Here is a 26,021-nt window from a genome sequence, read left to right as displayed (position 1 = left end):
CGATGAGCGTCCAGTTCGATATCGGCTATCACAGCGAGCTTACCTCCGAGGCGAATGACGGCGTGCTCGATACGACGCAGCTTGCCTATGTCGTGGCCGCCAATATTGCGCAGGATCTGCTACAGACTCAGAGCAAGGTCCATTTCGACAATTGCGACTTTCCGGGCGGGATCGACCATCTGGCCGCCGAATGGGCGGTGATCGACACGGTCGGCGACAAATATGCCGATAGCGCGCTCGGTGCGTTCGGCGCGCTGCTCCATACGACGCAGGATTTCTACGCCCATTCCAACTGGATCGAGCTGCATCAGGGCCAGTCGCCGGTCCCGGTATGGGATCAGACGCTCGCCAGCCTGCCCGAGGCCATTGTCAGCGGCACCTGGTGGATCGGCTCGCCCAAGCTGTGCGGGCCGAATGCGCCGACCCATAGTCAGCTCAACAAGGACAGCCCCAAATCGGCCGAAGGCAGCAAGATCGTCGATAGTGGACCGAATCAGGGCAAGACGCTGTTCGAGCTCGCCTATGAAACGGCGCTGGAAGCGAGCAAGCTGCAATATGCCCGGTTCAGGGCCGTCAGGATCGATTTCACGGGACTCGCCGAGGCGGCAGGCGGAACAGCGCTCGAAGAGATTATCGCGAGCAACCAGAAATTGCGCGATATCTACTAAAGCCGGTTGCCAGCCTGTGTCTCAGGCCGGAATTCCTCCAGGCGATCAATCGCCCTGGCCGGGTTCCGGTGAGAAATATTTCTCATATTTGCCTTCTTCGCCCTTATGCTCGTCCGCGTCTTCGGGGGCTTCGCGGCTCTGCGTGATATTGGGCCATTCCTCGGCAAATTTGGTATTCAGCTCGAGCCATTTTTCCTGGTTCGGCTCCGTGTCCGGGAGGATGGCTTCGGCCGGGCATTCAGGCTCACACACGCCGCAATCGATGCATTCGGCCGGGTGGATGACGAGCATATTGTCGCCTTCATAGAAGCAGTCCACGGGACAGACTTCCACGCAATCCATATATTTGCATTTGATACAGGCATCGGTGACGACATAGGTCATTGGCGCGGCTCTCCCTCGCTGGTGCGCATGACGCTGCTAGCCACTTGTTGACGCTGCCGTCAACGCTTTCTGTCATCAAGGCTTTCCACGGTCCGATAAACCTCAGCTACCAGCTTCGGAGATACCCGTCGTTCGGGCAGTGTATCGATGCGGATAACCCGCACACCGCCGGGCATCGGCACGCTCAGCACGTCGCCGGTGCGCACCATGGCATGGGCCCTGTCGATCCGCCGGCCCGCACAGCGGATATGGCCTTTCTGGGCGATCTTGCGGGCCAGGGCGCGGGTCCGGGCAAGGCGGGAGAACCACAGAAATTTGTCGATCCTCAGCCCGTCCTCAGCCATGGCCCAGATCGAGTTCGGCGAGTTTGGCGAAAGCGTTGCCGGGAACCGGTTTGCGCGTCCTTTTCTTCGGTGCGCGCCGGCCGCGCCACACCCATTGGGCGGGGCTGTCGCCGACTGTCTTGCGGATAGACTGGAAGCCCAGCGCCTGCATCAGCCGGGTGAGCGCCGCATCGCTGAGACCCAGCGATGTCGAGAGTGCCGGATCGGGCACGAAGGGCTTCTTGCCGTCGCGGGCATCATGTGCGGCCCGGGCGATCCGTTCGGCCATGTCGACCCGCAGCATCTGCCCGGCAAAGCCGCGAAACCCGGCGGAACGCCAGGCTGCAAGCGTCCTGCCTTTGGGCTCCGGTACGAGCGTCGCACCCGCTGGGGGCAGCTCGGGCATCTTTTGGTTATTCAGCACGGCGGCCAGCGCCGCGCGCCAGCGCATCGCTTCGGGCTTGAGGAGCTTGGGATGGAATATGTCGAGCGCGCCAATGATCAGTCCGATCCGGCCGATACGGTACCGTTGCTCCTTGTCGAGCGCGCCGAGCGGTTCCAGCGCCGCCTTGCGCGGGAGAATGCCGCCCGCATCTGTGAGCGGTGCCAGCAGGGCGCGAATGGCGGGTGCCGTGCCGGGGGCTTCGAGCACGGCCTCCATCTTGCGGAGCGGCCCGAGTATATGGGCAAGGGTCCGCTCGAGCCAGCCGAGCAGCCGGTCCGCGATCCGCCCCTGCTGAGTGGCGGTCAGGGTGCCAAGCGAAGCGTCCAGCGCGATCTCGGGCCTCAGCAACATCCTGCCGGGGGTCAGCCGCGCCACGGTTTCGCCATGCCAGGCCAGGGTGGCGGTCTCGCCCGGTGCGGCGACAAGCGCGAAGGCATCGTCGTCATCGGCCGCCAGTGCTGCCGTGCGGGCAGCCCATTCTCCGCCCAGACGCCGTTCGGCCGCGGCCAGGAGGCGCTTCGTGTCGGCATGGTTGGTGCCGGCATCGACGTGAAAGCGAAAGCCCGATACCCGGCCGATCGGTTCGTCGTCGACGGTCACGATGCCCTCGGTATCGACATGCACAGGCAGCGCGTCTTCGTCGCTCGCGCCGAGATCGCGCATCAGGATGGTCGTCCGGCGGTCCACGAAACGCTGGGTCAGGCTGTCATGCAGCGCGTCGGACAGGCGCTGCTCGATCTGCTGGGTCCGCGCAATTCCCCTGGCCGGGTCGGCGAGCCAGTCTGCGCGGTGTGCGACATAGGCCCAGATGCGGATCGCTGCGAGCCGGCCAGCCAGCGTTTCCACATCGCCCGCCAGATTCTCGAGCACACTGACCTCCTGGGCGAAAGCCGCGCCGGGAATATGGCCCTCGCCTTCGGAGAGATGCCGGAACAAGCGGCCGACGAGCCGGGCATGGCCGTCGACACCGGTCTTGCGAAAATCGGGCAGGCCGCAGGCCGACCAGAGCCGCTCGACAAGCGCCGGCTGGACCGTGCGCTCTCGTACCCAGCCCTCCTCGGCCAGCTTTCTGAGGACAGCGAGATCGGTCGCTTCGGGCGCGGCCTGCAGCACCGCATCCTGCGGCTTGGCCTCAAGGTCGGCGATCAGCGTATCGAGCGTCTCGAAGCGCGGGTCGCCCTCGCGCCAGTAGAGCTGGCGCAGAGGCGGGAAATCATGCGCCTCGATGCGCGCAACTTCCTCATCGGTGAAGGCGGTATGGCTCTCTCCCTCCAGCCCCAGCGTGCCGAATGTCCCGTCGCGCTGGTGCCGGCCTGCGCGCCCGGCGATCTGCGCCATTTCGTGAATATGGAGGCGGCGGCGACGGCGGCCGTCAAATTTTCTCAGCGAGGCGAAGGCGACATGGTGGACATCCATATTGAGGCCCATGCCGATCGCATCGGTCGCCACGAGATAATCGACCTCGCCGGCCTGGAACATCGCGACCTGCGCATTGCGGGTGCGCGGGGAAAGCGCGCCCATCACGACCGCCGCCCCGCCCCGCAGCCGCCTGAGCATTTCCGCAACGGCATAAACCTCCTCGGCGCTGAACGCGACGATCGCCGAGCGCGGGGGGAGGCGGGAGAGTTTCCTCGGTCCGGCATAGGAAAGCGTCGAAAAGCGCGGACGCGAGATGATATCGGCCTCGGGCGTCAGCGCGGAGAGCATCGGCCTCAGGCTGTCCGACCCCAGGATCATGGTCTCCTCGCGGCCGCGCATATGGAGCAGGCGGTCGGTAAAGACATGGCCGCGTTCAGGGTCTGCCGCCAGCTGCGCCTCGTCGAGTGCGACAAAAGCCACATCGCGGTCGCGTGGCATCGATTCCGCCGTGCACAGCAGCCAGCGCGCTTTTTCGGGCAGGATTTTTTCCTCGCCGGTAATCAGCGCGACGCTTTCCGCGCCCTTTGCCGCAACCACCCGGTCATAGACTTCGCGGGCCAGCAGGCGCAGCGGAAAGCCGATCATTCCGCTAGCATGGCCCATCATCCGCTCAGCGGCGAGATGGGTCTTGCCGGTATTGGTCGGGCCAAGCACGGCGGCGAGCGGTGCGCGGGCGAAATCACTCATGGCTGCATGATCGGGGATGATGGATGCAGGCGCAAGGCATATGGCCCCCAAAAAGCAACAGGATTCGGCTTGTCGCCGCCGAGTCACGGCTCGCCGCATCGACGATTCACCCTGTCCCACCTTAATTTGACTTTAACACTTTTTAACCACAACGCTCATACCCGGATTTGCGCCCGATGCGCCCGGGCCAGAAACAGTTTCAAACGGGGTCGCTCTTGTATCAGCGCAACGAATTCGAAGGGTCACAGGGCAGCGGTACAGCCGCTCTCTCCATCGATTCAGCCGTTTCCGATGGAAAACCCGGAAGAACTCCGATTTTCGGTGAAGCGATGCGATCGACCCAGCCCGGCGGCGGCTGGCGGGATATCGATCTCGTTGTCGATCTTGGCGCCCAGGTTGGCAGCAAGCTGTGGTGGCGCGGCGCGCTGACCTGCGCGGTGCTGTGCGGTACGACCTTCCTAATGGCACCAAGCGTCGAAGCCATCCCGACCATGATCCAGCCGCTCGAGGCCGGGCAATGGGACGAAGCTCGCGCCCAGGCGATAACACCGCTGGCGCTGGGTGGGGATACCGGCCGCCGGATGGCCGCGACCGACGCCGTGGAGCCGCTTGCCGGCACACCCGAACGTCCGCGTATCGAAATGTCCGCAACCCTTGGCCGCGGCGATGGGCTGCGCAGCGTATTGCAGCGCGCCGGCGTAGCCCCTGGCGAGGCTGCGGAGCTTGAAGGAATGATATCGGACGCCGTGCCGATGGAGGATATCCGGCCAGGCACGGTTATGGACATTGTTCTCGGCCGCCGACCGAACCGCACGGTGCCGCGGCCGGTTGACGCAATAGCTTTTCGCGCCCGTTTCGATCTGAAGGTCGAGGTTGCACGCGTCGATGGTGCGCTGCGTCTCAACCAGATCCAGATCGCGGTCGACGATACACCGCTGCGTATCCGGGGCCGGGTCGGTTCAAGCCTGTACCGATCGGCACGCGCCGCTGGTGCGCCGCCTGCGGCGATCCAGGAATATCTGCGGGCGATCGGCACGCGCATGTCGGTCAATCGCGACATCGGCGCCGATGCGATCTTTGACATCATCGTCGACCATCGCCGGGCCGAAACCGGCGAAACCGAGACCGGCCGGCTGATCTTTGCCGGTATCGAGCGCGGAGATCGCGAGACGCAGCTGCTGCGCTGGTCGGTAGGCGGGGACGATCAATGGTTCGAGGCATCGGGCGAAGGCCAGCAGACCGGGCAGATGCTGATGCCGATCAATGGCAGGCTGACATCGGGTTTCGGTTATCGCCGCCATCCCATTCTTGGCTATCGCCGCCTCCATACCGGGCTCGACATTGCCGCCGTGCGCGGTACGCCGATTCGCGCCGCCCAGTCGGGAACGGTCAATTATTCGGGCCGCAATCGCGGTTACGGCAATTATGTCCGGATCAACCATGGCGGCGGTATCCAGACGGCCTATGCGCATATGAGCCGGATCGTCGCCTCCAACGGGTCGCGCGTCAGCCAGGGGCAGATTATCGGCTATGTCGGCTCGACCGGCATGTCGACAGGTCCGCACCTGCACTATGAGCTGATCCGCAACGGCACCAAGGTCGATCCGCGCTCGGTCAGCTTTACGCGGCAGGCGCAATTAACAGGTGGTGAGCTCCAGCGTTTCCGCGCCACGCTTGCCAATCTGCTGGAAGTCGAACCGGGAGCCGCGCTGGCCCGCCGCGAGGATCGCGAAGACAGTGAAGTCGTCGCAAGCAGCAGCCGGTCCGCACCGCCGCGCAGCTAGGTTAGAATTTTGGAATTGCCGGATTTTGGCTGTGTCTTAGGCGGAGCGCCGGATTTACTTTGTCAGACTCACCCTATCGGTTGAGCGCCGCACCGCCCTCCGATGGCATCCAACGACGCTTCGCGCCGCCGGAGCCTTTGCCATCTTCGCCCACTCCCCCACCCGGCCTCCCATAGAATATACTGAGTGGGAGGCCGGGTGGGGAAGTGGGCCGGTGCGGCGATTTCCCGCGAGCGAAATTCTGACATATACGAGAGCCTAACGCCCCTGGTTGCGCCAGCGTGTGATCGTCCGGGCCACGATGCCGGGCTCGTCGCCGACTTGCGTCCAGAGATCGGAGAAGACGGGATCGCCCGAAGCGGGCCGCTTTTCCTCTTCCAGATTGTCGAAAGCGATGCGGATCGGCACCGATACGCCCTCGCCGCAGACAATGCACTCGCGGTTGCGCAGGGCCGGGATCACGTCGAGAAACCCGCGTGCGCCTTCTGGCATTGCGGCGCGGACATGCGCCTGATCGCGATCGTTGTTGAGCCGCATGGCGATAATCGTGCCGCACTGGGAAAGCACACCTTCCGCCAGATCGGACGGACGCTGCGTGATAAGCCCGAGCGATACGCCGTATTTACGGCCTTCCTTGGCAATCCGGCTCAGAATGTTGCCGACCGAGGAGTCGACATTGGCCTTGTTGGCCGGAATGTAGCGATGCGCTTCTTCGCAAACCAGCAGGATCGGCCGCTGCGCTTCGTTGCGCGACCAGATCGCATAGTCGAACACCATCCGCGAGAGAACGGCGACAACCACTGACGTAATGTCCGAAGGAACGCCCGATACATCGACGATCGATATCGGCCGGCCATTGCCCGGAAGGCGGAACACTCGGCTAATGAATTCCGACATGGTGTCGGCAACCAGCATGCCGGAGAACATGAAGGTGTAGCGCGGATCGGCCTTCAGCTCCTCGATCTTGCTCTTCAGCCGCATATAGGGCGCGGTGTCATTGGCGGTATCGAGATGGCCCATCTCGGTTGTGATCAGGGCGAGCAGGTCGGACAACAGATAAGGGATCGGGCTGTCCACGGTCATTTGCGGAATATCCTGGGCAAGGCGACTCTTGTTGCGCGCTGCCAGCAGGCATTTTGCCAGAATGTCCCGGTCACGCTGCTTGTCCGCCCCCGATGTGGTGATCAGGACTTCGCAATGTTCCTCGAAATTCATCAGCCAATAGGGGAGCGCGATATTGTTCACATCCAGAATTTCGCCGGTATTCTTGAAGGCCGCGCTATACTCGCCGTGCGGATCGATCATCACGATATGGCTTTCGGGCGCCAGTTCGCAGATCCGGTGCAGGATTAGTGCGACGCTTGTCGATTTGCCGGTACCGGTCGATCCGAGCACGGCGAAATGCTTGCCGAGCATGGCGTCTATATAGAGGGCGCCGCGAATGTCCTTGGTCGGATAGACGTTGCCGATTTCGATATGCGGCCGGCTTTCGGTTGCAAACATCTGGCGCATATCGGCATCGGACACGGCCAATACGGGCATGCCGGGTATGGGAAAGCGCGTTACGCCGCGGCGAAAACCTTTCACCCTGCTTGATCCTTCCACGACCATGCCTTCGCCGAGAAAATCGATATAGGCGTCGACCGAACTGGCATCATGGGTGTCGGCGGCAAGCGTGCGGATGTTGGCGACGAGCCATGTATCGCCGACCCTGATCTTCACCTGGCTGCCGACCTGGCCGGCCATGGCCAGCGTCGGATCGGGTTCCGAACGGACGGCGTTGAGTGTTTCGGCGTCGACCGCGATACGCGAACCGGATCCCGCAATCTCCGTCACCCGGCCGATAACGATGCCCTGCTGCGACGAATCTCCGTCCGGTTCGGCCGTTGCAATCGGTGTCTGGTCGTCAGCTACTGGCCGAAAGGCGCCGATATCTTCCATATTTATGCCCTGCTCAATCCTGTGTTCTTCCAACAGCGGAAAGCCTAGCAGTACAGGGGTAAATTTTTCGCTTACTATAACGAAATGGCTCAAATTCGCCGAAAAAGGATGCCCGCGAGCCACCCGAGGAGCAGCGAGACGAGAACGGCAGCAAGGCCGTAGAGAAAGCCGTGTTCGGCCGCCGCTGTGGCAACGAACCGCTCGAATCCCGATTTGGTGATCCGGATATCCCGGACTTCGCCGGCCAGCACTCGGCCATTCTGGATCAGGAAAGTTTCTGCGGTATATTCGCCGACTGGCACACGGGCGGGAATGTCGATCCGCGCATTGTACAACACGCCCTCGGTAACCTCGACCGCGTCCAGCTGCTCGACATACAGGCCGCCGCGCCCCCTCAGGTCGACAAGGCCCTCGTCGAAGCGCTGTGCCTCTTCGGGCGGATTGGCGCTGGCCGGCGACAATTGCAGGCTGTCTATCCCCAGCTCGTAGATGGCGGCCGTCCGCTCATCGACAATCTCGTCAATCGGGCGTGCGCTGGCCAGCGCATAAAAGGCCGGCGCCGAACGAAAGCGCGCCTGGGCGACATTCATCCAGATACCCATGCGCTGCTGCTTCTCGCGGACGAGGATCGATTGTTCCGGGCCTTTGAGGACGACCACAATATCGACAGGCTCGTCTGGCACGCGCCCGTTCGGATACAGAATCGCGCCATAGACCATCAGCTCGGCACCGGTGAAGCTGTAGATGATCTCGATCTGCTCCTGATCGACTGCGGGGACGAGCCGGGGCCGGGCCTGTCCCATCAGCATCGGCACGAGCGCCAGAAAAAGGAGGATGCCCAGCCTGTTCATGTGATCTGGATCGAGTAGATTTCATCGGGCCGCCAACCCAGGCCCAGGCCCATGCGAACCGCGACCAGAATGCACAATGCTGCCAGGAATAGCCGCAGCCATTCGGCGTTGATGCGCGTGGAAAGCCGCGCGCCGATCTGCGCGCCGGTCACGCTGCCGAGCAGCAACAATATGGCGAGAACGATATCGACCGCCTGCGTGGTCAGGGCGTGGACCATGGTGGTGGCCGCCGCGACGAACAGGATCTGGAACAGGGATGTGCCGACGACCACCCGGGTCGACATGCCGAGCAGATAGATCATGGCGGGAACAAGGACGAACCCGCCGCCAATGCCCAGCATCACCGTCAGGGTGCCGACAAGAAAGCCGACACCGAACGGTGCAAGCGGCGAGATGTAGAGCCCCGATCCGTAAAACCGCCAACGCAGGGGCAGGGCGGCGACCACGGGATGATGGCGGCGAACGGGCGGTTTGATGGGGATGCCGGTGCGCCGCGCCTGGATCACCGTCCAGGATTCACGGACCATTAGCGCGCCGATCCCGGAAAGCAGGATGATATAGAGAATGGCGACCACGACATCCACCTGCCCGGCCTGCTGCAATTGCAGGAAGAGGAAGCCGCCGGCGATCGTTCCGACTATGCCGCCCGCGATCAATACGCCGCCCATGCGAAAATCGACGCCCTTGCGCTGGGCGTGCGCGGCGACGCCCGAAACGCTGGCCCCGGTGATCTGCGTCGTGGCGGAGGCGACAGCCACTGCGGGGGAAATACCGGAAAAGATCAGCAGCGGCGTGGTCAGGAATCCCCCGCCGACGCCGAACATGCCGGACAATATCCCGACAACGCCGCCAAGCAGGATGATGACGAGGGCGTTGACGGAGATTTCAGCGATAGGAAGGTAAATATCCATGCTGTGCCCGGCCTACCGATTTTGGCGGGGAAGCGGAAGGTAGAGTCTGCGCGGATGAACGGATTCATTCTAGAAATCGGCACCGAGTGCCAGCACCGGTCCCGAGCCGGGGGCGGCGAACCCGGCGACGCGCTCGCGCCAGCTCAGCGAAAGCCGGATGCCGCCATCGCCGGCCGGAAGACGGACACTGGCTTCGGGGCCGATGTCGACGCGCGAGGCGCCGGGCTGCGCGCCCGCCCAGACGCCGCCGCCAATCGAGAGCGTGCTGCGCTCCGAAAGCGGCACGGGCCGCGAGACGACCAGCGCGGCATCGCCGTAAAAATCGCGACGCCGGGCGCCGACAATCCCGGCCTGGGCATAGCCGTCCAGTTCGAAGCCCAACGGCAGGGGTTGTCGGTAGACGCCGCCTGCAATGCCCAGGGACCAGGCATCGCGCCCGCCATCGTCCAGTCCGATCCGCCGTTCGGCTATCAGCTCGACGGGTATCCGTTCGGCCGGGCGCAGCGCAATGCCGATGGCCGCTTCCGCTCCGTTCCCATGGTCGATCGGGCGGGACAGGCGCGCGGCCAGCGCCGCCTCTGCACCGGCGCCGCGCCAGACCCGGTAGCGGGCGGCAATTCCCGCCTGGCTGCCGCCCAATTCCCCGTCATCGGCCAGCGCACCGATCCCGTCGCCCGAACGCCATTGCGCCCATGCCGAAAGGCTGAATGCGGGGGGCAAGGCCGGATTTGCCTGCGTCGCCAGCCGACTGCCGGGCGGGATGCCGGACCGGCGCCGGGCAAAACGCATCAGCATGGCCTGGCTGAGCGGCGGTATATTCGCAGCGAGCAGCATGCGCGTACACCTGGCACCGCAGCGTTCACCCCGGGGTTGGCGCGCTACGGCAAACACGCGCTTCGGATAGAGCGTCGGCGGCTGCGCATGGCGCGCGCCCGGCGCTGTCGTCTGGTGCGGCTCGCGTGCGCCGGGTGCGCCGCCCGCCTCATCCGGGCTCAGTGCGCCGAACGCCGGAAGGGCAGGCAGGCCCGGCAGGAAAGGATTGGGCATCTGGAGGAGCCTTTGCGGAATATCGGCGGGGGTCCAGAATATTATCCGCAAGCCGATCCAGAGTGTCAGGACGGAGGCGACAAAGCGGACAGGCGGGGTGAAGCGGATCATTGCAGGGCGGCGGTATCCGGGAAGGTGTGCTGCGTTTTATCCCATATCGGGGGTTCGTCGCGCCGGGCGAAGATATAGCGGGTCATGGCCCGCCGGGCGGCCATCATTGCAATGATGTTCGAGACAAGGGCGCGCGGTATGGCCCGCAATCCTTCGCGCCAGCCGTAGCAATAGCCGGTGAAACTTGCGCGGACGGCCAGTCGCCACAGCAAGAGCCAGAAATTGGCGATGAGGATATAGGTGAGGACGGGTGGCATCTCGGGCAGGGCGTATGGCGTCGTGGCGGTTGCGATCAGCAGTCCGAATCCCAGAATGGCTGCAAGATAGGCGGCCAGCAATATCATCGAGGCCAGGATGGCGCTGCGGTCGCGGGCGCGCATCCAGAGGTCTGCAATACCCGCATGCCAGCCGAGCCTGTCCCATCCATGGAGGGCGATCCCGGCGATCCAGCGCGTTTTTTGCCTTACGGCCTCGCTCAGCGTCCCGGGGAAATGGGCATGGACGGCGATCAACGCATTCGTTCGCTTGTCGTAACAGCGCATGAAGGTTCCGCACCCGCCATTCTCGGCCAGCGACAGGCCAAGCTCATAATCTTCGGTCAGGCTGTCGGCATCGAACGGACGACCGCCGCGCTCATGCGCCAGCCTGCTGAGCGCCTGTCGGGAAATCGCGCAGCCCACACCGGCCGAAGGTACGCCCGCGCCAAGACTGTCGCGAACCACCAGATCCTTGCCATGCGCTTCGGCAAACTCGTCGCAATAATGGCCGGCGATCCAGGGCGAATGCGCATCCGGTAAAGCGATCACGGGAATCTGAACGAGATCGTGATGGTCGATGAGCCTGTCGAACAAGGGGATCTCGGCCCGGTGCACGACGTCCTCGGCATCATGAAGGATTACTGATTTGAAGCGCCGGCCTGTGCGCCATTCTTCGCGTTCCAGCTCTGCCCAAAGGGCGTTGAGGCAATCGGCCTTGGTTGTCGGGCCGGGGTTGGGACACACGACCGTCCGGATAGTGGAAACCTGGCTTGCGACGGCTTCGATTTCGGCGATCGTATCCGGGTCGTTCGGGTAGCAGCCAACGAAGAGCACGCAATCCTGCGCCACAAAGCGCCGGGCTGTGTTTTCCAGCATTGGCCCGATAACGGAAGCCTCGTCCCATGCCGGGATGAATACCGCATGACCGCCGGGGCGCTTGGCCGGTGGCAGGTCGGCGAGGTACTGCCGTTTCCCGTCGCGGCGGGCCGCCCGGCGCCGGATGGTTCGCCAGAACCACAAAAAGTCGACCGCAAGCGTGTCGATCGCCCCGAGCAGAAATCCGAAGGCGGCGAACAGGGCCAGCTCGCGAAAAGCGAGTCCGGCAAGCTCCAATAGCAGTCCGCCCCCCTGCATGCTCCCCCCGTGCTCGTACCCCCATGAGCGTTATCCGTGTCTATACGATGAAAAGCCAATCTACGGAAGATGTTAGGCAAAAGGGGCTCAGCAGCGACTCATGACGGTTTTCATCGCCCCCATTACCCATTAGAGCAAGGCGCCAAAGAGGGAGTGAATATGGCTGAACGTTTGGGTGTCCGATCTGCGTTGCGCACTTTTCTGAAAAGCGAGGCCGCTGGCGGCATCGTTCTTATGGTGGCGGCGATATTGGCGATGGCGGTCGCCAACAGCAGTTTGTACGATGCCTATCACCATATCCTGCATGACAATATGGGGCCGATTTTCAGCCCTGAACTGACAAGCAAACTGGGGCCTATGTCGCTCCATTTGTGGATCAATGACGGGCTGATGGCGATATTCTTCTTTCTCGTCGGGCTCGAGATCAAGCGCGAATTTGTCGACGGCCGCCTGTCGAGTTGGGAAAAGCGCCGCTTGCCGATTATCGCTGCTGCTGCCGGCATGGCGGTGCCCGCCATCATCTTCCTCTTTTTCACGTGGGACTATCCGGAACTGGCCAATGGCTGGGCGATCCCCGCGGCGACCGATATCGCCTTTGCGATTGGCGTGCTGGCGCTGCTCGGCAAGCGTGCGCCGACATCGCTCAAGCTGTTTCTCGTGACCGTTGCGATCGTCGACGATATGGGCGCCGTTGCGATTATCGCGCTGGTGTATACGCCATCGCTGGCCACGATCTGGCTCTTCGCCGCGGCGATCGTCCTCGGCGTCATGTATTATCTGAATGCCACCGGGGTTAAGCGCCTGCTGCCCTATATCCTGCTGGCGATCCTGCTCTGGTATTGTGTGCTGCTGTCCGGCGTCCACGCGACAATTGCCGGGGTGCTCGCGGCGATGCTGATACCCATCACCAAGACGCCGGGCGCGCCCGATGCCGTGGATAGCCCGCTCCACAAGATGGAACATGCGATAACCCCCTGGAGCGCCTTTTTCATCGTGCCCATTTTCGGCTTCGCCAATGCGGGCGTGAACCTTTCGGGCATGGGCGTCGAACATATTCTTGCCCCGCTGCCGCTCGGCATCGCGCTGGGCCTGTTCGCAGGCAAGCAGGTCGGAATTTTCGGTAGCGTCTGGCTTGCGGTAAAATTCGGCATTGCCGGCAAGCTGCGCGGGGCCACCTGGCTGCAGATCTACGGGACGGCCATGCTGTGCGGTATCGGTTTCACCATGAGCCTGTTTATCGGCGGCCTCGCTTTTCCAGGTAACGCGCTGCTGATCGAGGAAGCGAAAATCGGTGTCCTGCTCGGATCCGCTTTTTCAGGTGTGGTGGGCTTCCTCGTGCTGCGATTTGCGCCTCTCCATGTGCATCATGCGGAGATCGAAGCGGACGAAGCCGGCGAGATCGACCGCGATGGCGATATCCGCAATGTCTCCGAAGCGGTGCCCGCAAAACCGGACGCTAAGGGCTAGGACTTGTCAGCCGTGCTGCATTGCTGTATTAAGTAAACAATACAGTCAGGAGAATGAAGATGCGCGCGCTTTTGGTATCGCTTTCGGCATTGGCACTGGCGGCATGCGGGCCGCTGGTTGAGATGGGTGGCAGGGACTCGGGTCTGTCCAACGGACAGTCGCTTGCCGAACTGACCCTGGAGGAATTCGATTCTGTATCGCTGCGAGGGCCCGACAATGTCGTGATCGCCCTGGGCGACGAATTCGACATCCGGGTCGAAGGGGATGACGATGTCGTGGCCAGGGTCGAGTTCGAAATTCGCAATGGAAAGCTGCGGATCGGACGCGAAAGCAGTCATGGAATTACGATAAACGAGGGCGTGGCCACGGTGCATATCACCATGCCGGTTCTGAACGGCGCGTCGCTTGCCGGTTCGGGAGACATGCAGATTGCCCGTGCGGCGTCGGATGATTTCGAAGCCTCGATCGCGGGGTCGGGCAGCATGGCGATCGCCGCACTCGAGGCGGCGCGGGCCGAATTCGATATTGCCGGTTCGGGCGACATGACCGTGGCCGGTACCGTTGCCGATCTGGAAATCGGGATCGCCGGATCGGGCGATGTCGAAGCCGCGGAACTTCGGGTCGAACGCGCCGATGTCGATATCGCCGGGTCCGGCAGTGTCGAGATTTTCGCAACCGAGACTGTAAGCGGCAGCCTGATCGGGTCCGGGGATGTTCGTGTGAGCGGCGGCGCCGATTGCCGGTCGAACTCGATCGGCTCCGGCGAAATGCGCTGCAGCTAGTGGCAATCCGACCAACGCCATCAGGCAATCGATAAACGGCACTTGTCGTAATTGGGGTTATGCCGTACTGATCGTCCCTGCGAACAGGGAGGTTGGCATGCGAGTTATAGCTTATGGATTGGGCGTTGCCGCGCTGATCGGGTGCACGAACAGTGCAGCACAGGAAAGCCGGGCCGCGCCCGGTGACGATCAGGCCGAAAGGCGCGTGGCCGCCACGGAAACGCGCCGGGACTATGATCTGTCCGGCTTCGCCCGGGTCTCATTGGCGACGCCCGATACCGTTGAAATCAGGCAAGGTGCTGTTTTCTCCATCCGCGCCGAGGGCCATGCAGAGATACTCAACGAGCTGGAACTGACGGTCGAGAACGGTACTTTGCGGATCGGTTATCGCGACGATCACGACAGGCGCCGCTGGAGGCGTCCCGATCACAGGCCGGCCACCATCTCGATCGTGATGCCCGGCCTAAACGGTGTTTCCTTGGCTGGATCCGGTGACATGGATGTCGGCCAGTTCGCTTCGCAGGGTTTCGAAGCCTCTATTGCCGGCTCGGGCAATATAGCGATCCAGTCTCTTCAAACCGATCGCGCCGCATTTGAAATCGCCGGCTCTGGTGATCTCAGCGTTGCCGGGACGGCGGACAGCATCGAACTGGATATTGCCGGCTCCGGTGATGTGGCGGCCGGAGAATTCCGCGCCCGGACCCTTGATGTCAGTATCGCGGGTTCAGGCGACGTCGAAGCCTATGTAACCGAAAACGTCGAAGCCTCCTTTATCGGGTCGGGCGACGTAACGGTGCGCGGCGGGGCGCAATGCCGGTCAAGCGCGATCGGATCGGGCGCGCTGCGTTGCAGCTAGGGCTTTTGCGTCAGGATTTGCGCGCCGCTTTTTCGTCCAGCCCGGACACGCCTTCGCGCCGGTCCAGCTCGGCCAGCACGTCGGCAAGCCGGACATCGCGTTCGGCCAGCAGGACAAGCAGGTGGAAGAGTGTGTCGGCGGCCTCGCCAACCAGCGCGGCATCGTCCTCCGTCAGCGCCGCGACGATCGTCTCGACCGCTTCCTCGCCGAATTTCTGGGCGACCTTTTCCCGGCCTTTTCCCATCAGTTTCGCGACATAGGAAGATCCCGCATCGCCGCCCTTGCGGGCATGGATGGTCGTTTCCAGGCGGGTGAGTATCTTGGCCATTGCCGTCATCTGCGCGGGCAGGCGCGCCGCGTCAACCGGGCTTGTCAGACCCGTTCTTTTTCCGGCGCTTGCTGACCTGCCGCCCGACAAGCAGCCCGACCACCCCCAGCCCGAACAGCATGACATCGCCCGGCGCATCCACGCTTACCGCGCTCGCCATGGCCGGCGTTGCGCCAATCGCGATGGCGGCCAGAAATGCGGCAATAAGGCGGGCGAAAGGCATGCGCGCTCCGAAAAGTGTGAACTTTCCGCCTACAACGCAAGAATTCGGCCAATTTCAGGGCAATAAGCTCCGACCAGCGCTCCGATGGTTAACTGCCGCCTGAAGAATATGGTTAGTGTAAAGTTACCCGACGGATTCCCGCCTGCGGACGGGGATATGGGCGGCGGCGAGCGCTGCGCGCGCATCCGCGATGCTGTATGCGCCGAAATGGAAGATCGAGGCGGCGAGTACCGCATCGGCATGGCCTTCACTGATCCCTGCAACCAGATGATCGAGCGTGCCCACGCCGCCTGACGCGATCACCGGCACGGACACGCTGTCGGCAATGGTCCGGGTGAGAGCGAGGTCATATCCGTCCTTGGTTCCGTCCCGGTCCATCGAAGTGACGAGCAATTCTCCGGCGCCGAGCGAAGCGAGCCGCTGCGCATGCGCGATCGCATCGACCCCCGTTCCGCGCCGCCCGCCATGGGTAAAAATCTCCCAACCGCCCTTGCCGTCCGCCCGGGCGTCGATCGAGCCGACCACGCACTGGCTGCCAAAGCGTTCTGCCATCTCACCAATGAGTTCGGGCCGCGCGACGGCCGCGCTGTTGACGGCGATCTTGTCTGCCCCGGCAAGGAGCAGTCTTCTTGCATCGTCCGGCGTGCGTACCCCGCCGCCCACGGTCAGCGGCATGAAGCAGACCGCCGCCGTGCGCTCGACGATATGGAGCAGCGTGTCGCGCTCTTCATGGCTGGCGGTGATATCGAGAAAGCACAGCTCGTCCGCTTCCGCCGCATCGTAGACGCGCGCCTGTTCGACCGGATCGCCGGCATCGGCAAGATCGACGAAATTGACGCCTTTGACGACGCGGCCATTGGCGACGTCGAGGCACGGTATGATGCGCTTGCGGACGGTCATGAGTAACGTCGCGCAATCCCGCTCATCCTGAGCTTGTCGAAGGGTTGACCTTCTCTTGAACGGGAGAAAAGGCAGGACAGGGCTTCGACAAGCTCAGCCCAAACGGAGCGAGGAGTTCCCAACTTCACTTGGCCGCCAGCGCCAGCGCGGTCGCCAGATCCAGCGTGCCATCATACAGCGCCCGCCCCGTGATCACGCCTTCGATGCCGGTTTCGGCATGGATGTTGAGCGCGTGGATATCGGCAATGCCCTTGACGCCGCCCGAGGCGATGACCGGAATATCCGTAGCGCGCGCAAGATCGACCGTGGCTTCGATATTGCAGCCCTTGAGTAGGCCATCGCGCCCGACATCGGTGAACAGCAGGGAGGCGACGCCCGCATCCTCGAACCGGCGCGCCATGTCGATCACGCTGACTTCGGAAGTTTCGGCCCAGCCTTCAGTTGCGACAAAGCCGCCTTTAGCGTCCACAGCGACAACGATGCCGCCTTCATATTCGCGGGCCACATCCCTGACGAAATCCGGGTCTTTAAGGGCCGCCGTGCCGATCACGATGCGCGCCACGCCAAGATCGAACCAGCGCTCGACATCGGCGCGCGTTCGGATGCCGCCGCCCAACTGCACATAGCCGGGGAAGCGCGCGACAATGGATTCCACCGCGGCCGCGTTTTTCGCTTTGCCGGCAAAGGCGCCGTCCAGATCGACAACATGGACATGCTCGGCACCGGCCTCGGCAAACAGCTCGGCCTGATGGGCCGGGTCGTCGCCATAAATGGTGGCCCGGTCCATATCGCCCTCTGCAAGGCGAACGACCTGTCCGCCCTTGAGGTCGATTGCGGGGAAAACGATAAGGCTCATGGAGAAATCCTTGTTGTCAGAATTTTCTTCGCAGAAAATCGTGGCACCCGCCCGCTCCCCCTCCCGGCCTCCCATTCAGGGTACACTCGTGGGAGGTCGGGAGGGGGGGCGGGCTGGTACCGCGCTCGATCGTCAGGTCGAGTCTGACAATATAACGTCATGGTCGCCACGCCAGGAAACGGGACAGAAAATCAAGGCCATAGCCCTGTGATTTCTCCGGATGAAACTGTACGCCGATCATCGTGTCGCGGCCAATGGCTGCCGTCACCGGGCCGCCATGATCGGTGATCGCATAGGAGTCTGCCGGGTCGGCCAGCGCGACATGATAACCGTGCAGGAAATAGGCCTCGCCGCGCTCGATCAGCGGCGGCGCGCCGTGCGGCGTCACATCATTCCAGCCCATATGCGGGATTTTGAGCTGGGGATCGACGCTGGCCATTGGTTTCACCGTGCCCGCAATCCAGCCAAGCCCGTCATGCGTACCATGCTCCTCGCCGCGCTCGGCCATCAGCTGCATACCGACGCAAATGCCCAGAAAGGGGCGCTTCTTCTCGACTGCCGCGTCATGAAGGGCATCCACCATACCGGGAAGCGCGCTGAGTGCCTGCATACAGGCCCCGAAAGCGCCAACGCCGGGCAGCACGATCCGGTCTGCGGCAGCTACATCGCTGGCGTTCGCGGCAACATCGACGGCTTGGGCACCCGCTGCCATCAGCGCATTATGCACCGAACGGAGGTTCCCCGCGCCATAGTCGATCAGCGCAATGCGCTCACTCATCAGCCGAGCGTACCCTTGGTCGAGGGGATCGCGCCCTCTTTGCGCGGATCGATCTCCACCGCATCGCGCAGCGCGCGGGCCAGTCCCTTGAAAACGCTCTCGCAAATATGGTGGTTATTGTCGCCGTAAAGGGTTTCGATATGGAGCGTTATGCCGGCAGAGCCCGCAAAGCTGTGAAACCAGTGCTGGATCAGTTCGGTGTCCATCTCGCCGAGCCGCTCCTGAGTAAAACCGGAATTCCAGACGAGAAAAGGCCGCCCCGAAATATCGAGCGCGACGCGGCTCAGTGTTTCGTCCATCGGCGAATAAGCCGATCCGTATCGACGGATCCCGGCCTTGTCGCCCAGCGCCTCGGCCACCGCCTCGCCCAGCGCGATCGCGCTGTCCTCGGTCGTGTGATGCTGGTCGACATGGAGGTCGCCTTCGACCGTGAGCGACACGTCGATCAGCGAATGGCGGGAGAGCTGTTCGATCATATGGTCGAGAAAGCCGATCCCGGTGGAGATGTCATAGGTGCCGGTCCCGTCGAGATTGATCTCGACGGCGATATCGGTTTCCCCGGTCTTGCGAGCGATTTTTGCCGTCCTCATGGCGGGCGATATAGCTGAAACGAGCGTTCAGGCAATCGGTCATGTCTCGCTTAGCCGATCCGGCTTCCGTGGCTATCCTGCCGTTGCGGCGAATTGTCCGGGGCTTTCCCCGGTCCAGCGCTTGAAGGCGCGCGAAAATGCGCTGGGGTCGGAAAAGCCGACGAGATAGGCGGTTTCGTTGATGCTGACCTTGCCACCCTTGAGATATTCGAGCGCCAGCCGGTGCCGTAGATCGTCGACTATTTCCTTGAACCGGACACCCTCGGCACGAAGCGCGCGGTATAGCTGCTGCCGGCTCATGCCCATCTCGCTTGACACATCCTCCAATCCCAGCGTGCCGGTGTGGAGGATCGGCATGAGATGGCGTTCGATTTCGGCGCGCAAGGTCTTCATCGTTTCCAGTTCCGCCAAAAGCTTCGCGGCCTGTTCGCTGAGCATGCCGAAAACATAGTTCTTTTTCGGATTCAGCTTCAATTCGAGCAACGAAGGATCGATTTCCATCGCGTTGTGCGTACATCCAAATTCGACTGGAATGCCCAGCAACTCGTCATAGAGGGGTGCATATTCGGGTCTCGCATGCGTCACCTGTGCGGATCGGTAATAATGGCGGTCGGGAAAGTAACGGTTCACGCCGCAGATGAATCGGCCGAGGGTCGATTCGGTCAGTTCGGGAAAGCTGTTTGGATACATACGGATATCGTCGATCCAAGTCCGGCCGTCGCGGCGGACGATCTGGAACCGGTCTTCCGCCCCGATCCCCTCGACTTCGATGATCAGGCGGCCATAGCGGTTCATTTCCCGGAACGCGTCTTCCATCGTCGGAGCCGCCCGGCTGATCAATCCGACCAGCGACAATTGATCGAACGCAATCTGAGCCCCGAAATAAAGCGCCAACGCAGGTTCGCCGCACAGCGATTGACCCTCGCGCATCAGCATTTTGAACGTGTCGAAGGCAATACGCCGATGCGGGTCATCAAAATCTCTCGGACGAACCCCGGTCCGAGCCGTCAACATATTGCGATCCGCGCCCTTTTCGACCGCAAGGTCGAATAGCGCCCTGGCATAAGCCGCGGAAACGGTCGGTTCAGACATGCGCGGTCTCACATAGCCCGTCCTGGCTGTTGATGGCGCGGATCATGTTTTTGAACGATGCGGTCATGGGCTCTGCTTGAATATCGCCTTAATACGGTAACACGGTGAATATCAGACTGGAAAGCAAGTCAATGGAAATAGCAGGTTCGGTCTCCGCGCGCGCGGCCAATCTTCATGGATCAGTGCGTATCTTGTCGATAGCGGCTGCGGCTTGGTTTGTTGTGACCGCCATCGGCCAATGGATTTTCGTTTTCTATGTCACGGCCTTTTACGGCCCGTTGCTGTTCGGCAAGGGATTGGCGGGACTGGATGAAACCCATCTCCCGGCCGGATATGTTCCCGGCGACCTGATGGGGAATCTGGCATTAGGGTTCCATCTCCTCATCGCTATCGTCATCATCGGTGGTGGGCCGCTTCAGCTGATACCGCAGATTCGCGCGCGCTTTCCCGCCTTTCACCGCTATCTGGGGCGGACCTATGTGGCGATGGCGGTTCTCACCAGCATTGCCGGCCTTTTCCTTGTCTGGACGCGGGGCGTGATCGGCGGAAGCGTAGCGCACATCGCCATCAGTCTGGACGGGCTGCTGATCATCCTGTTTGCGGTCATCGCGCTGCGCCATGCGATTGCGCGCAAAATCGACAAGCATCGCCGCTGGGCGCTCAGACTGTTCATGGTCGTCAGCGCAGTCTGGTTTTACCGGATTGGCCTGATGTTCTGGTTCATGACGACCGGAGGCATCGGCATCGATACCGAAACTTTTACCGGACCGTTTCTCACCTTCCTGTTCTTTGGCCAGATGCTCGTTCCGCTCGCCATCCTCGAAATCTATCTGCGCGCCAAGGATGGCTCCAGTTCGGCCGGCAAATTCGCGGCAGCGGGACTGATCGGGATCGCGACCTTCGGCATGGTGATCGGCATATTTGCCGCGACAATGGGCATGTGGCTTCCGCGGATCTGATATTTGCATTCGCGCTGTCGGGGCGGCCATTTGGGTGAGAGCCGTCCAAATACAATCTCATCTTGACCCTGCGCTTCCAGCCGTTCACCAAAACACGCATGACCGACGAGACGCCCGACAGCCTGATTCCCTATGACGAGATCGTGCAGGAAGCGCTGCGTGCGGTGGTCGGCCGGGTGCTGAGCGAAGTCGGCGATGCCGGCGATCTGCCCGGCGAGCATCATTTCTACATTACCTTCAAAACCCGCGCGCCGGGCGTCGACATTCCCGGCCATCTTCTCGAACGCTTTCCGGACGAGATGACTATCGTCCTGCAGAAGCGCTTCTGGGACCTGACGGTCGATGAAGAAGGGTTTTCGGTGGGACTGAGCTTCAGCGACATTCCCTCGACCCTCGTCGTGCCGTTCGCGGCGATTACCGGCTTTGTCGATCCGGCAGTGAACTTCGCCTTGCAGTTCCAGGCGCAGGGCGATGATCGCGCGCCCAATGATCATGCGGAAAACGATCCGCCCGCCGCCGAGCCTATCGAGGACGGCTCCAATGTCGTCGCGGTGGATTTCAAACGGAAGAAATAGGTTGTTCCTGAAAAGGCTTAGTGCTCGCATTCATCTCATGCGGGCGCACATTTTTTATCTGCGAGAGAAATTTGATCAGGCCGAGCGTGCTCTCGATAGAGACCTCAAGGAAGTTCCCCAATGGTTGGTCGCAGAAGCGCTTCTGGCAACCGTCTACGTGCGTCAAGATCGGGATGAGGAAGCATGGAATCTTTTCAAACGGATCATTCTTGATCTAGAAAACTTGGCGCAACGCACTGCGCGAGAGGAATATGTAAGGCTTTATTCGAGATCCTATATCGAGTGGCTGGCTGGCAATGACTCGGATGAGTACATTGCGAAGGCCGCGCACTGCGAAGTGGATCGTTGGGTCAGAGGTTTCTTGCCATTGAGAGACGGCTATTTTTGGGAATTTGCTGACGGGAAGAAGCGTTTAGAGTTTATTGAGTTCAACCAGATCGGCTAATTGGATCGAGACACAGGATATCAAGGACAATATGACCACCGAAACCCGTACCGAAACCGACTCTATCGGCCCGATCGAGGTAGCAGCCTCCGCCTATTGGGGCGCGCAGACACAGCGGAGCCTGGAGAATTTTCCCTTCGGCGCAAGCGAGCGGATGCCGATAGGCATCGTCCATGCCCAGGCGGCGGTCAAACAGGCGGCGGCGCGGGTCAACAAGAAGCACGGCCTCGATGCCGGACTGGCCGATGCCATCGAGGAAGCGGCGACCGCGATCCGCTCTGGCAGCCATGATGGCGAATTTCCGCTGACCATATTCCAGACGGGCAGCGGCACCCAGACCAATATGAACGTCAACGAGGTGATCGCAGGGATCGCCAATGAGACGCTGGCCGGTACGCGGGGCGGCAAGGAGCCTGTTCACCCCAACGACCATGTGAACATGTCGCAAAGCTCGAACGACAGCTTCCCGACTGCGCTCCACGTCTCGACGGCGATGGCGACGCGTGATCAGTTGATTCCCGCGCTGGATATCCTGATCGCCGCGCTGACGGCCAAGGCCGAAGCCTGGGATCATATCGTCAAGATCGGCCGTACCCACACCCAGGATGCAACACCGCTGACTTTGGGGCAGGAGTTTTCCGGCTATGCGGCCCAGCTCGTCAGCTGCAAGGCGCGGATCGAAGGCGCGCTTGCCGGCAATATCGCGAAGCTCGCCATTGGCGGCACGGCGGTCGGCACCGGGCTCAACGCCCCGGTAGGCTGGGCGACGGATATGGCCGGGGCGATCAGCGACATTACCGGTTTCGCGTTCGAAAGCGCGCCCAACAAATTCGAGCAACTCGCCGCAAAGGACGGGCTCGTCTTCTTCTCCGGCGCGCTGAACACACTGGCGGTCGCGCTTAACAAGATCGCCAACGATATCCGGTTCCTCGGGTCTGGCCCGCGTTCGGGGCTTGGCGAACTGTCTCTGCCCGCCAATGAACCGGGCAGCTCGATCATGCCGGGCAAGGTCAACCCGACCCAGTGCGAAAGCCTGACCATGGTCGCCGCGCAGGTTATCGGCAATCATCAGGCAGTCACGGTGGGCGGCATGCAGGGGCATTTCGAACTCAATGTCTTCATGCCGCTGATCGGCGCCAATGTTCTGCGCTCCATTGAGCTGATGGCGACCGGGATGACGAGCTTTGCCGAACGCTGTGTCGAGGGGATCGAAGCCAATGAGGACAAGATTGCCGAACTGGTCGGTCGTTCGCTGATGCTGGTGACCGCGCTGGCGCCGGAAATCGGCTATGACAACGCCGCCGGCATCGCCAAACATGCGCACAAGAAAGGCATGACGCTGAAAGAGGCGGGGCTTGATCTCGGCCTGGTCGATGAAGAGACGTTCGACCGGGTTGTCAGGCCGGAGAAAATGCTGGGCCGCTAAAGGCGCCTCCAATAGCGGGGAACAATCGCCCCTGCGCCCCGTTTGTTAAGGGTATGATATAAGAGGGGCGATGATGGACGCGAATTTTCTGACGATATTGCAGGACCAGCTCGGCGATATGGCCGAGACGACCGTGCGGATGCTGCCGCAGCTGGCGGTCGGACTGGTCATTCTCATCCTTACATGGCTCGTTGCCAAGGGCGGGCGCAAAATAGCGCACCGCTTTATCGGGCGGACCGATATCCGGCCCAGCCTGCTGACCCTTGTCGAAACGGCGGTGACAATCCTGATCTGGTTTGTCGGCCTGTTTGCGACCGCGGCCATCATCCTGCCCGGCGTTACCGCGGCGAGCATAATTGCCGGTCTCGGCATCGGAGCGGTGGCAATCGGTTTTGCCTTTCAGGATATTTTCGAAAATTTCCTCGCCGGTGTGCTGATCATGATCCGGGAGAAGATGCGGATCGGCGATGTCATCGAATGCGAGGGCATTTCCGGCAAGGTCGAGGCGATCAACCTGCGCGAGACCTATGTTCGCAAGCTCTCCAACGAAGTCACGATCGTTCCCAATTCCATGCTGTTCAAGAACCCGGTCGAGATTTTCACCGATATGGACGGGCGGCGGCACGAAGTCGTCTGCGGCGTCGCGTACGATGTCGATCTCGATGAAGCGGCCAGAGTGATCGAAGAGGCGGTCAGGGGCTGTGACAAGGTCGATACGGATCGCGGCGTCGATGTCTTCGCGAAGGAATTCAATTCCAGCTCGGTCGACTATCTGATCCGCTGGTGGTCGGGCTCCACGCCGCGCGCGGGCCATGAAAGCCGCGATCAGGTCGTCCGCGCCGTAAAAGCCGCGCTGGACAGGGCCGGGATCGAAATTCCCTTTCCCTATATCACCCATACGTTCAAGGAACCCGTACCGCTGGAGAAGAAGAAATGAGCATTTTCAGGGAAATCGCCCGCGGCGCGCTGGGCGGCCATGTCCGCAACCGGACGGCGGGGCGCGGGCTGCTCGGTGCGGGCATCGGCCTGATCGCAGCGCGCGTTGCGACGCGCTCCCTGCCCGGGGCCGCCCTGGTCGGCGGCGGGCTGGTGGCCAAATATCTGTGGGACAGGAAGCGTGAACGCGATGAAGCGGACGCCCCCGGCGCCGGTTCCGCCGAAACGGAAACCGCGAGCGCCGGAGGCGATACCGCCGGCTAGAAGCTGCCCTGCCAGCCGACCGTCAGCGACCAATCTCCGGTCATTTGCGGGCCGTTCACGTCCTGATGGATGGGCGCACCGATCTCGATACCGAGTCGCTGACCATCAAGTGATCCCTGGGCAGCGAGGTTGATACCGAAAAAGGCGTCGACGCGTTCGCCGCCCTGGAAATCGGGGTTGGCGGCCTGGTTCGGGCCCATGATTGCCGGGTCCATACCGTCGATCCTGCCGGTCGTTCGCGCCGCGAGCCGGCCGGACAGGCTGATCCAGCGCGCCGGTTCGTAGCTGACCCAACCCGTCACCTCATGCACGTCTCCCCGGCTATAGCCCTGGTCGTTCGTACCGAGCCGGATCGTCGCATTATATTGCGCACCCCAGCCGATCTGGCCCGCATAGCCGCGATAGATGATGGCGGGCTTGAGATCCCATGTCCCCGATCCCGGCTGCATCGGATAGGCCAGCCGCATTGTCCGGGTCGTGCCCATCGGCGTCAGCATCTCGCCGGTCTGGGTTGTCGAGCCGGTCGGGATGCTGATCGCGGCACGGGCGACGATTTCATGATCGCCTTCCACTTTCGACAAAGGAAAGAGCGCTCCGACGACCATGTCGCCAAAACCGTTGACCGAGAGGTCGGAGCCGCCAAGCACGGTGGTCCCCATACCGCCCTGATAGGTGGTCGATTCCATTTCCCGGGTCATGTAGCGGCCGGACGCGATCAGCGTCATCCAGTCGACAGGCGCATACATCATGCCGATCATGTGCATTTCCATGCGCATTTCCTGCGGAACGACGCGCAGGGTAGGCGGCTGGCCGGGCATGCCGGCGAAGCGGTTCGGAATGGCGGTGACGATATCGTCGGAGGAAATGGAGTCCGTGCCGACCTGGTTGCCAGACCCTTCCATATGCATGAACCTGTAGGAGAACATCACCTCGCCGGCATTATGGGTATGGTCTCCCATGACGCCGATCGGCGCATGGCCATTGGCATGGGTGCCCTCATGGGCGGCGAGGGGAGTCGAGAGAAGCGCGGCCGAAAGGACCGCAAGAGAAGCGTATTTCACAAAATATATCCTTGCTGAATCGAAAATAGCTGCACCCGGAAAGGCGCATATTGGTCGGTTCAGAAGGTGGCGGGCGGCCCGGTCTGCGGCGGCGGGGGAGCGGCGAGCCCGGCCCCGATGGCGACAAGGCCGGCGGGCGGGAAAATGCCGTCGATCCGGATGACCGGTACCGCCGCGCCCGAAAAGGCGGGCGGCACGCTGATCGGGTTGGGCGCCGCCGCATAGTCGCAGGGCGCAGTATCGGTTTCCGCCGGCGTCTCGTTATCGTCGAGCGCTTCGGCGAGAGCAAGCATGGCGGCCGAGGCGTCGGCGGGCAGGGCGGCGGCCTGAAGACCCAGCCCCTGCCCCGTGCACAGCATGATCGTCGGTCCGTCTTTTGCGAATACCGGCATGAAGCCGTTCGGGACGATCGCCTGGGCAAACAACAGCATCGCCGCAAGGATCGTGAACCGGTCCTTGCGCAGCAGGCCAAAAAGGGAGCGCTGAGTCGCCATCGCGGGCCCTATGCCCGATGGAACTGC

General features: G+C 62.2%; 28 protein-coding genes. 11 read left to right on the top strand and 17 right to left on the bottom strand.

Features of this window, described 5'->3' with window-relative positions; all coding sequences use genetic code 11:
* Positions 1-2 precede the first annotated feature (2 nt).
* Complete coding sequence (locus DFR46_RS09960; RefSeq protein WP_116236306.1) at positions 3-668, top strand: hypothetical protein; 666 nt, start codon at positions 3-5, stop codon at positions 666-668.
* A 45-nt stretch (positions 669-713) separates the two neighbouring features.
* On the opposite strand, the gene fdxA is transcribed toward DFR46_RS09960, so the two are convergent.
* The 3 genes from fdxA to DFR46_RS09945 are packed head-to-tail and all read right to left on the bottom strand — an operon-like array spanning position 714 to position 3,926.
* Positions 714-1,052, bottom strand: coding sequence for a ferredoxin FdxA (gene fdxA / locus DFR46_RS09955; RefSeq protein ID WP_116236305.1), 339 nt, complete (start codon positions 1,050-1,052; stop codon positions 714-716).
* 59 nt (positions 1,053-1,111) lie between these two features.
* Positions 1,112-1,396 carry a S4 domain-containing protein gene (locus DFR46_RS09950; protein ID WP_162843459.1) on the bottom strand — a complete coding sequence of 95 codons (285 nt, stop codon included), beginning with the start codon at positions 1,394-1,396 and terminating at the stop codon, positions 1,112-1,114.
* The gene (locus tag DFR46_RS09945; RefSeq protein WP_116237271.1) at positions 1,389-3,926 is read right to left on the bottom strand and encodes a helicase-related protein; all 2,538 of its coding nucleotides are present in this window, start codon (positions 3,924-3,926) and stop codon (positions 1,389-1,391) included. The genes DFR46_RS09950 and DFR46_RS09945 overlap by 8 nt, the downstream gene beginning before the upstream one ends.
* Before the next feature lie 215 nt (positions 3,927-4,141).
* On the opposite strand from DFR46_RS09945, the gene DFR46_RS09940 reads away from it, so the two are divergent.
* Positions 4,142-5,710 carry a M23 family metallopeptidase gene (locus DFR46_RS09940; RefSeq protein WP_245953799.1) on the top strand — a complete coding sequence of 523 codons (1,569 nt, stop codon included), beginning with the start codon at positions 4,142-4,144 and terminating at the stop codon, positions 5,708-5,710.
* 258 nt (positions 5,711-5,968) lie between these two features.
* On the opposite strand, the gene DFR46_RS09935 is transcribed toward DFR46_RS09940, so the two are convergent.
* The 5 genes from DFR46_RS09935 to DFR46_RS09915 form a co-directional block, all read right to left on the bottom strand.
* Positions 5,969-7,651, bottom strand: a complete 1,683-nt coding sequence (locus tag DFR46_RS09935) for an ATP-binding protein (protein WP_116237270.1) — start codon at positions 7,649-7,651, stop codon at positions 5,969-5,971.
* Between the two features lie 89 nt (positions 7,652-7,740).
* Positions 7,741-8,502 carry a TIGR02186 family protein gene (locus DFR46_RS09930; RefSeq protein ID WP_116236303.1) on the bottom strand — a complete coding sequence of 254 codons (762 nt, stop codon included), beginning with the start codon at positions 8,500-8,502 and terminating at the stop codon, positions 7,741-7,743.
* Positions 8,499-9,413, bottom strand: a complete 915-nt coding sequence (locus DFR46_RS09925) for a sulfite exporter TauE/SafE family protein (protein WP_116236302.1) — start codon at positions 9,411-9,413, stop codon at positions 8,499-8,501. Before DFR46_RS09925 ends, DFR46_RS09930 begins: the two co-directional genes overlap by 4 nt.
* Positions 9,414-9,482: 69 nt before the next feature.
* A complete protein-coding gene (locus DFR46_RS09920) occupies positions 9,483-10,571 on the bottom strand; it encodes a hypothetical protein (RefSeq protein ID WP_116236301.1) in 1,089 nt (362 codons plus the stop codon).
* Positions 10,568-11,962, bottom strand: a complete 1,395-nt coding sequence (locus tag DFR46_RS09915) for a glycosyl transferase family protein (RefSeq protein ID WP_116236300.1) — start codon at positions 11,960-11,962, stop codon at positions 10,568-10,570. The genes DFR46_RS09920 and DFR46_RS09915 overlap by 4 nt, the downstream gene beginning before the upstream one ends.
* 159 nt (positions 11,963-12,121) lie before the next feature.
* Between DFR46_RS09915 and nhaA the strand changes: the two genes are divergently transcribed.
* From nhaA to DFR46_RS09900, 3 genes are all read left to right on the top strand, one after another.
* Positions 12,122-13,429 (top strand): Na+/H+ antiporter NhaA, encoded by a 1,308-nt coding sequence (gene nhaA, locus DFR46_RS09910; RefSeq protein WP_116236299.1) that lies wholly within the window; start codon positions 12,122-12,124, stop codon positions 13,427-13,429.
* Positions 13,430-13,488: 59 nt separating this feature from the next.
* Positions 13,489-14,211 (top strand): head GIN domain-containing protein, encoded by a 723-nt coding sequence (locus DFR46_RS09905; RefSeq protein ID WP_162843458.1) that lies wholly within the window; start codon positions 13,489-13,491, stop codon positions 14,209-14,211.
* A 97-nt stretch (positions 14,212-14,308) separates the two neighbouring features.
* Positions 14,309-15,067, top strand: coding sequence for a head GIN domain-containing protein (locus DFR46_RS09900; RefSeq protein WP_116236297.1), 759 nt, complete (start codon positions 14,309-14,311; stop codon positions 15,065-15,067).
* A gap of 10 nt (positions 15,068-15,077) precedes the next feature.
* On the opposite strand, the gene DFR46_RS09895 is transcribed toward DFR46_RS09900, so the two are convergent.
* The 7 genes from DFR46_RS09895 to DFR46_RS09865 form a co-directional block, all read right to left on the bottom strand.
* Positions 15,078-15,395 carry a phosphoribosyl-ATP diphosphatase gene (locus DFR46_RS09895; protein ID WP_116237269.1) on the bottom strand — a complete coding sequence of 106 codons (318 nt, stop codon included), beginning with the start codon at positions 15,393-15,395 and terminating at the stop codon, positions 15,078-15,080.
* Positions 15,396-15,426: 31 nt separating this feature from the next.
* Positions 15,427-15,618 (bottom strand): hypothetical protein, encoded by a 192-nt coding sequence (locus DFR46_RS09890; RefSeq protein WP_116236296.1) that lies wholly within the window; start codon positions 15,616-15,618, stop codon positions 15,427-15,429.
* Between the two features lie 123 nt (positions 15,619-15,741).
* The gene (gene hisF, locus DFR46_RS09885; RefSeq protein ID WP_116236295.1) at positions 15,742-16,518 is read right to left on the bottom strand and encodes an imidazole glycerol phosphate synthase subunit HisF; all 777 of its coding nucleotides are present in this window, start codon (positions 16,516-16,518) and stop codon (positions 15,742-15,744) included.
* 124 nt (positions 16,519-16,642) lie between these two features.
* A complete protein-coding gene (gene hisA, locus DFR46_RS09880) occupies positions 16,643-17,374 on the bottom strand; it encodes a 1-(5-phosphoribosyl)-5-[(5-phosphoribosylamino)methylideneamino]imidazole-4-carboxamide isomerase (RefSeq protein WP_116237268.1) in 732 nt (243 codons plus the stop codon).
* Positions 17,375-17,531: 157 nt separating this feature from the next.
* Positions 17,532-18,152, bottom strand: coding sequence for an imidazole glycerol phosphate synthase subunit HisH (gene hisH / locus DFR46_RS09875; protein ID WP_116236294.1), 621 nt, complete (start codon positions 18,150-18,152; stop codon positions 17,532-17,534).
* Complete coding sequence (gene hisB, locus DFR46_RS09870) at positions 18,152-18,742, bottom strand: imidazoleglycerol-phosphate dehydratase HisB (protein ID WP_116236293.1); 591 nt, start codon at positions 18,740-18,742, stop codon at positions 18,152-18,154. The genes hisH and hisB overlap by 1 nt, the downstream gene beginning before the upstream one ends.
* A gap of 72 nt (positions 18,743-18,814) precedes the next feature.
* Positions 18,815-19,834, bottom strand: coding sequence for an AraC family transcriptional regulator (locus DFR46_RS09865; RefSeq protein WP_116236292.1), 1,020 nt, complete (start codon positions 19,832-19,834; stop codon positions 18,815-18,817).
* A gap of 131 nt (positions 19,835-19,965) precedes the next feature.
* Between DFR46_RS09865 and DFR46_RS09860 the strand changes: the two genes are divergently transcribed.
* The 6 genes from DFR46_RS09860 (at position 19,966) to DFR46_RS09835 (ending at position 24,439) form a co-directional block, all read left to right on the top strand.
* Positions 19,966-20,793, top strand: coding sequence for a DUF2306 domain-containing protein (locus tag DFR46_RS09860; RefSeq protein ID WP_116236291.1), 828 nt, complete (start codon positions 19,966-19,968; stop codon positions 20,791-20,793).
* Positions 20,794-20,891: 98 nt separating this feature from the next.
* A complete protein-coding gene (locus DFR46_RS09855) occupies positions 20,892-21,368 on the top strand; it encodes an SspB family protein (protein WP_116237267.1) in 477 nt (158 codons plus the stop codon).
* A gap of 37 nt (positions 21,369-21,405) precedes the next feature.
* Complete coding sequence (locus tag DFR46_RS09850) at positions 21,406-21,813, top strand: tetratricopeptide repeat protein (protein WP_147297664.1); 408 nt, start codon at positions 21,406-21,408, stop codon at positions 21,811-21,813.
* Between the two features lie 31 nt (positions 21,814-21,844).
* Positions 21,845-23,239, top strand: coding sequence for a class II fumarate hydratase (fumC, locus tag DFR46_RS09845; protein ID WP_116236289.1), 1,395 nt, complete (start codon positions 21,845-21,847; stop codon positions 23,237-23,239).
* Positions 23,240-23,309: 70 nt separating this feature from the next.
* Positions 23,310-24,176: a mechanosensitive ion channel family protein gene (locus DFR46_RS09840; RefSeq protein ID WP_342769835.1), complete on the top strand. Its 867-nt coding sequence runs from the start codon at positions 23,310-23,312 to the stop codon at positions 24,174-24,176.
* Complete coding sequence (locus DFR46_RS09835) at positions 24,173-24,439, top strand: hypothetical protein (protein WP_116236288.1); 267 nt, start codon at positions 24,173-24,175, stop codon at positions 24,437-24,439. The genes DFR46_RS09840 and DFR46_RS09835 overlap by 4 nt, the downstream gene beginning before the upstream one ends.
* Here the strand turns inward: DFR46_RS09835 and DFR46_RS09830 are convergent.
* A complete protein-coding gene (locus DFR46_RS09830) occupies positions 24,436-25,500 on the bottom strand; it encodes a transporter family protein (protein WP_116236287.1) in 1,065 nt (354 codons plus the stop codon). The genes DFR46_RS09835 and DFR46_RS09830 overlap by 4 nt on opposite strands.
* 59 nt (positions 25,501-25,559) lie before the next feature.
* Positions 25,560-25,994: a hypothetical protein gene (locus DFR46_RS09825; RefSeq protein WP_116236286.1), complete on the bottom strand. Its 435-nt coding sequence runs from the start codon at positions 25,992-25,994 to the stop codon at positions 25,560-25,562.
* Positions 25,995-26,021 lie beyond the last annotated feature (27 nt).

Origin of the sequence: Parasphingopyxis lamellibrachiae (assembly GCF_003385775.1) — a bacterium.
Classification (GTDB): Bacteria; Pseudomonadota; Alphaproteobacteria; order Sphingomonadales; family Sphingomonadaceae; genus Parasphingopyxis; species Parasphingopyxis lamellibrachiae.
The sequence above is the reverse complement of the archived record's forward strand: the minus strand, read 5'-3'. Positions and strand labels throughout refer to the sequence as shown.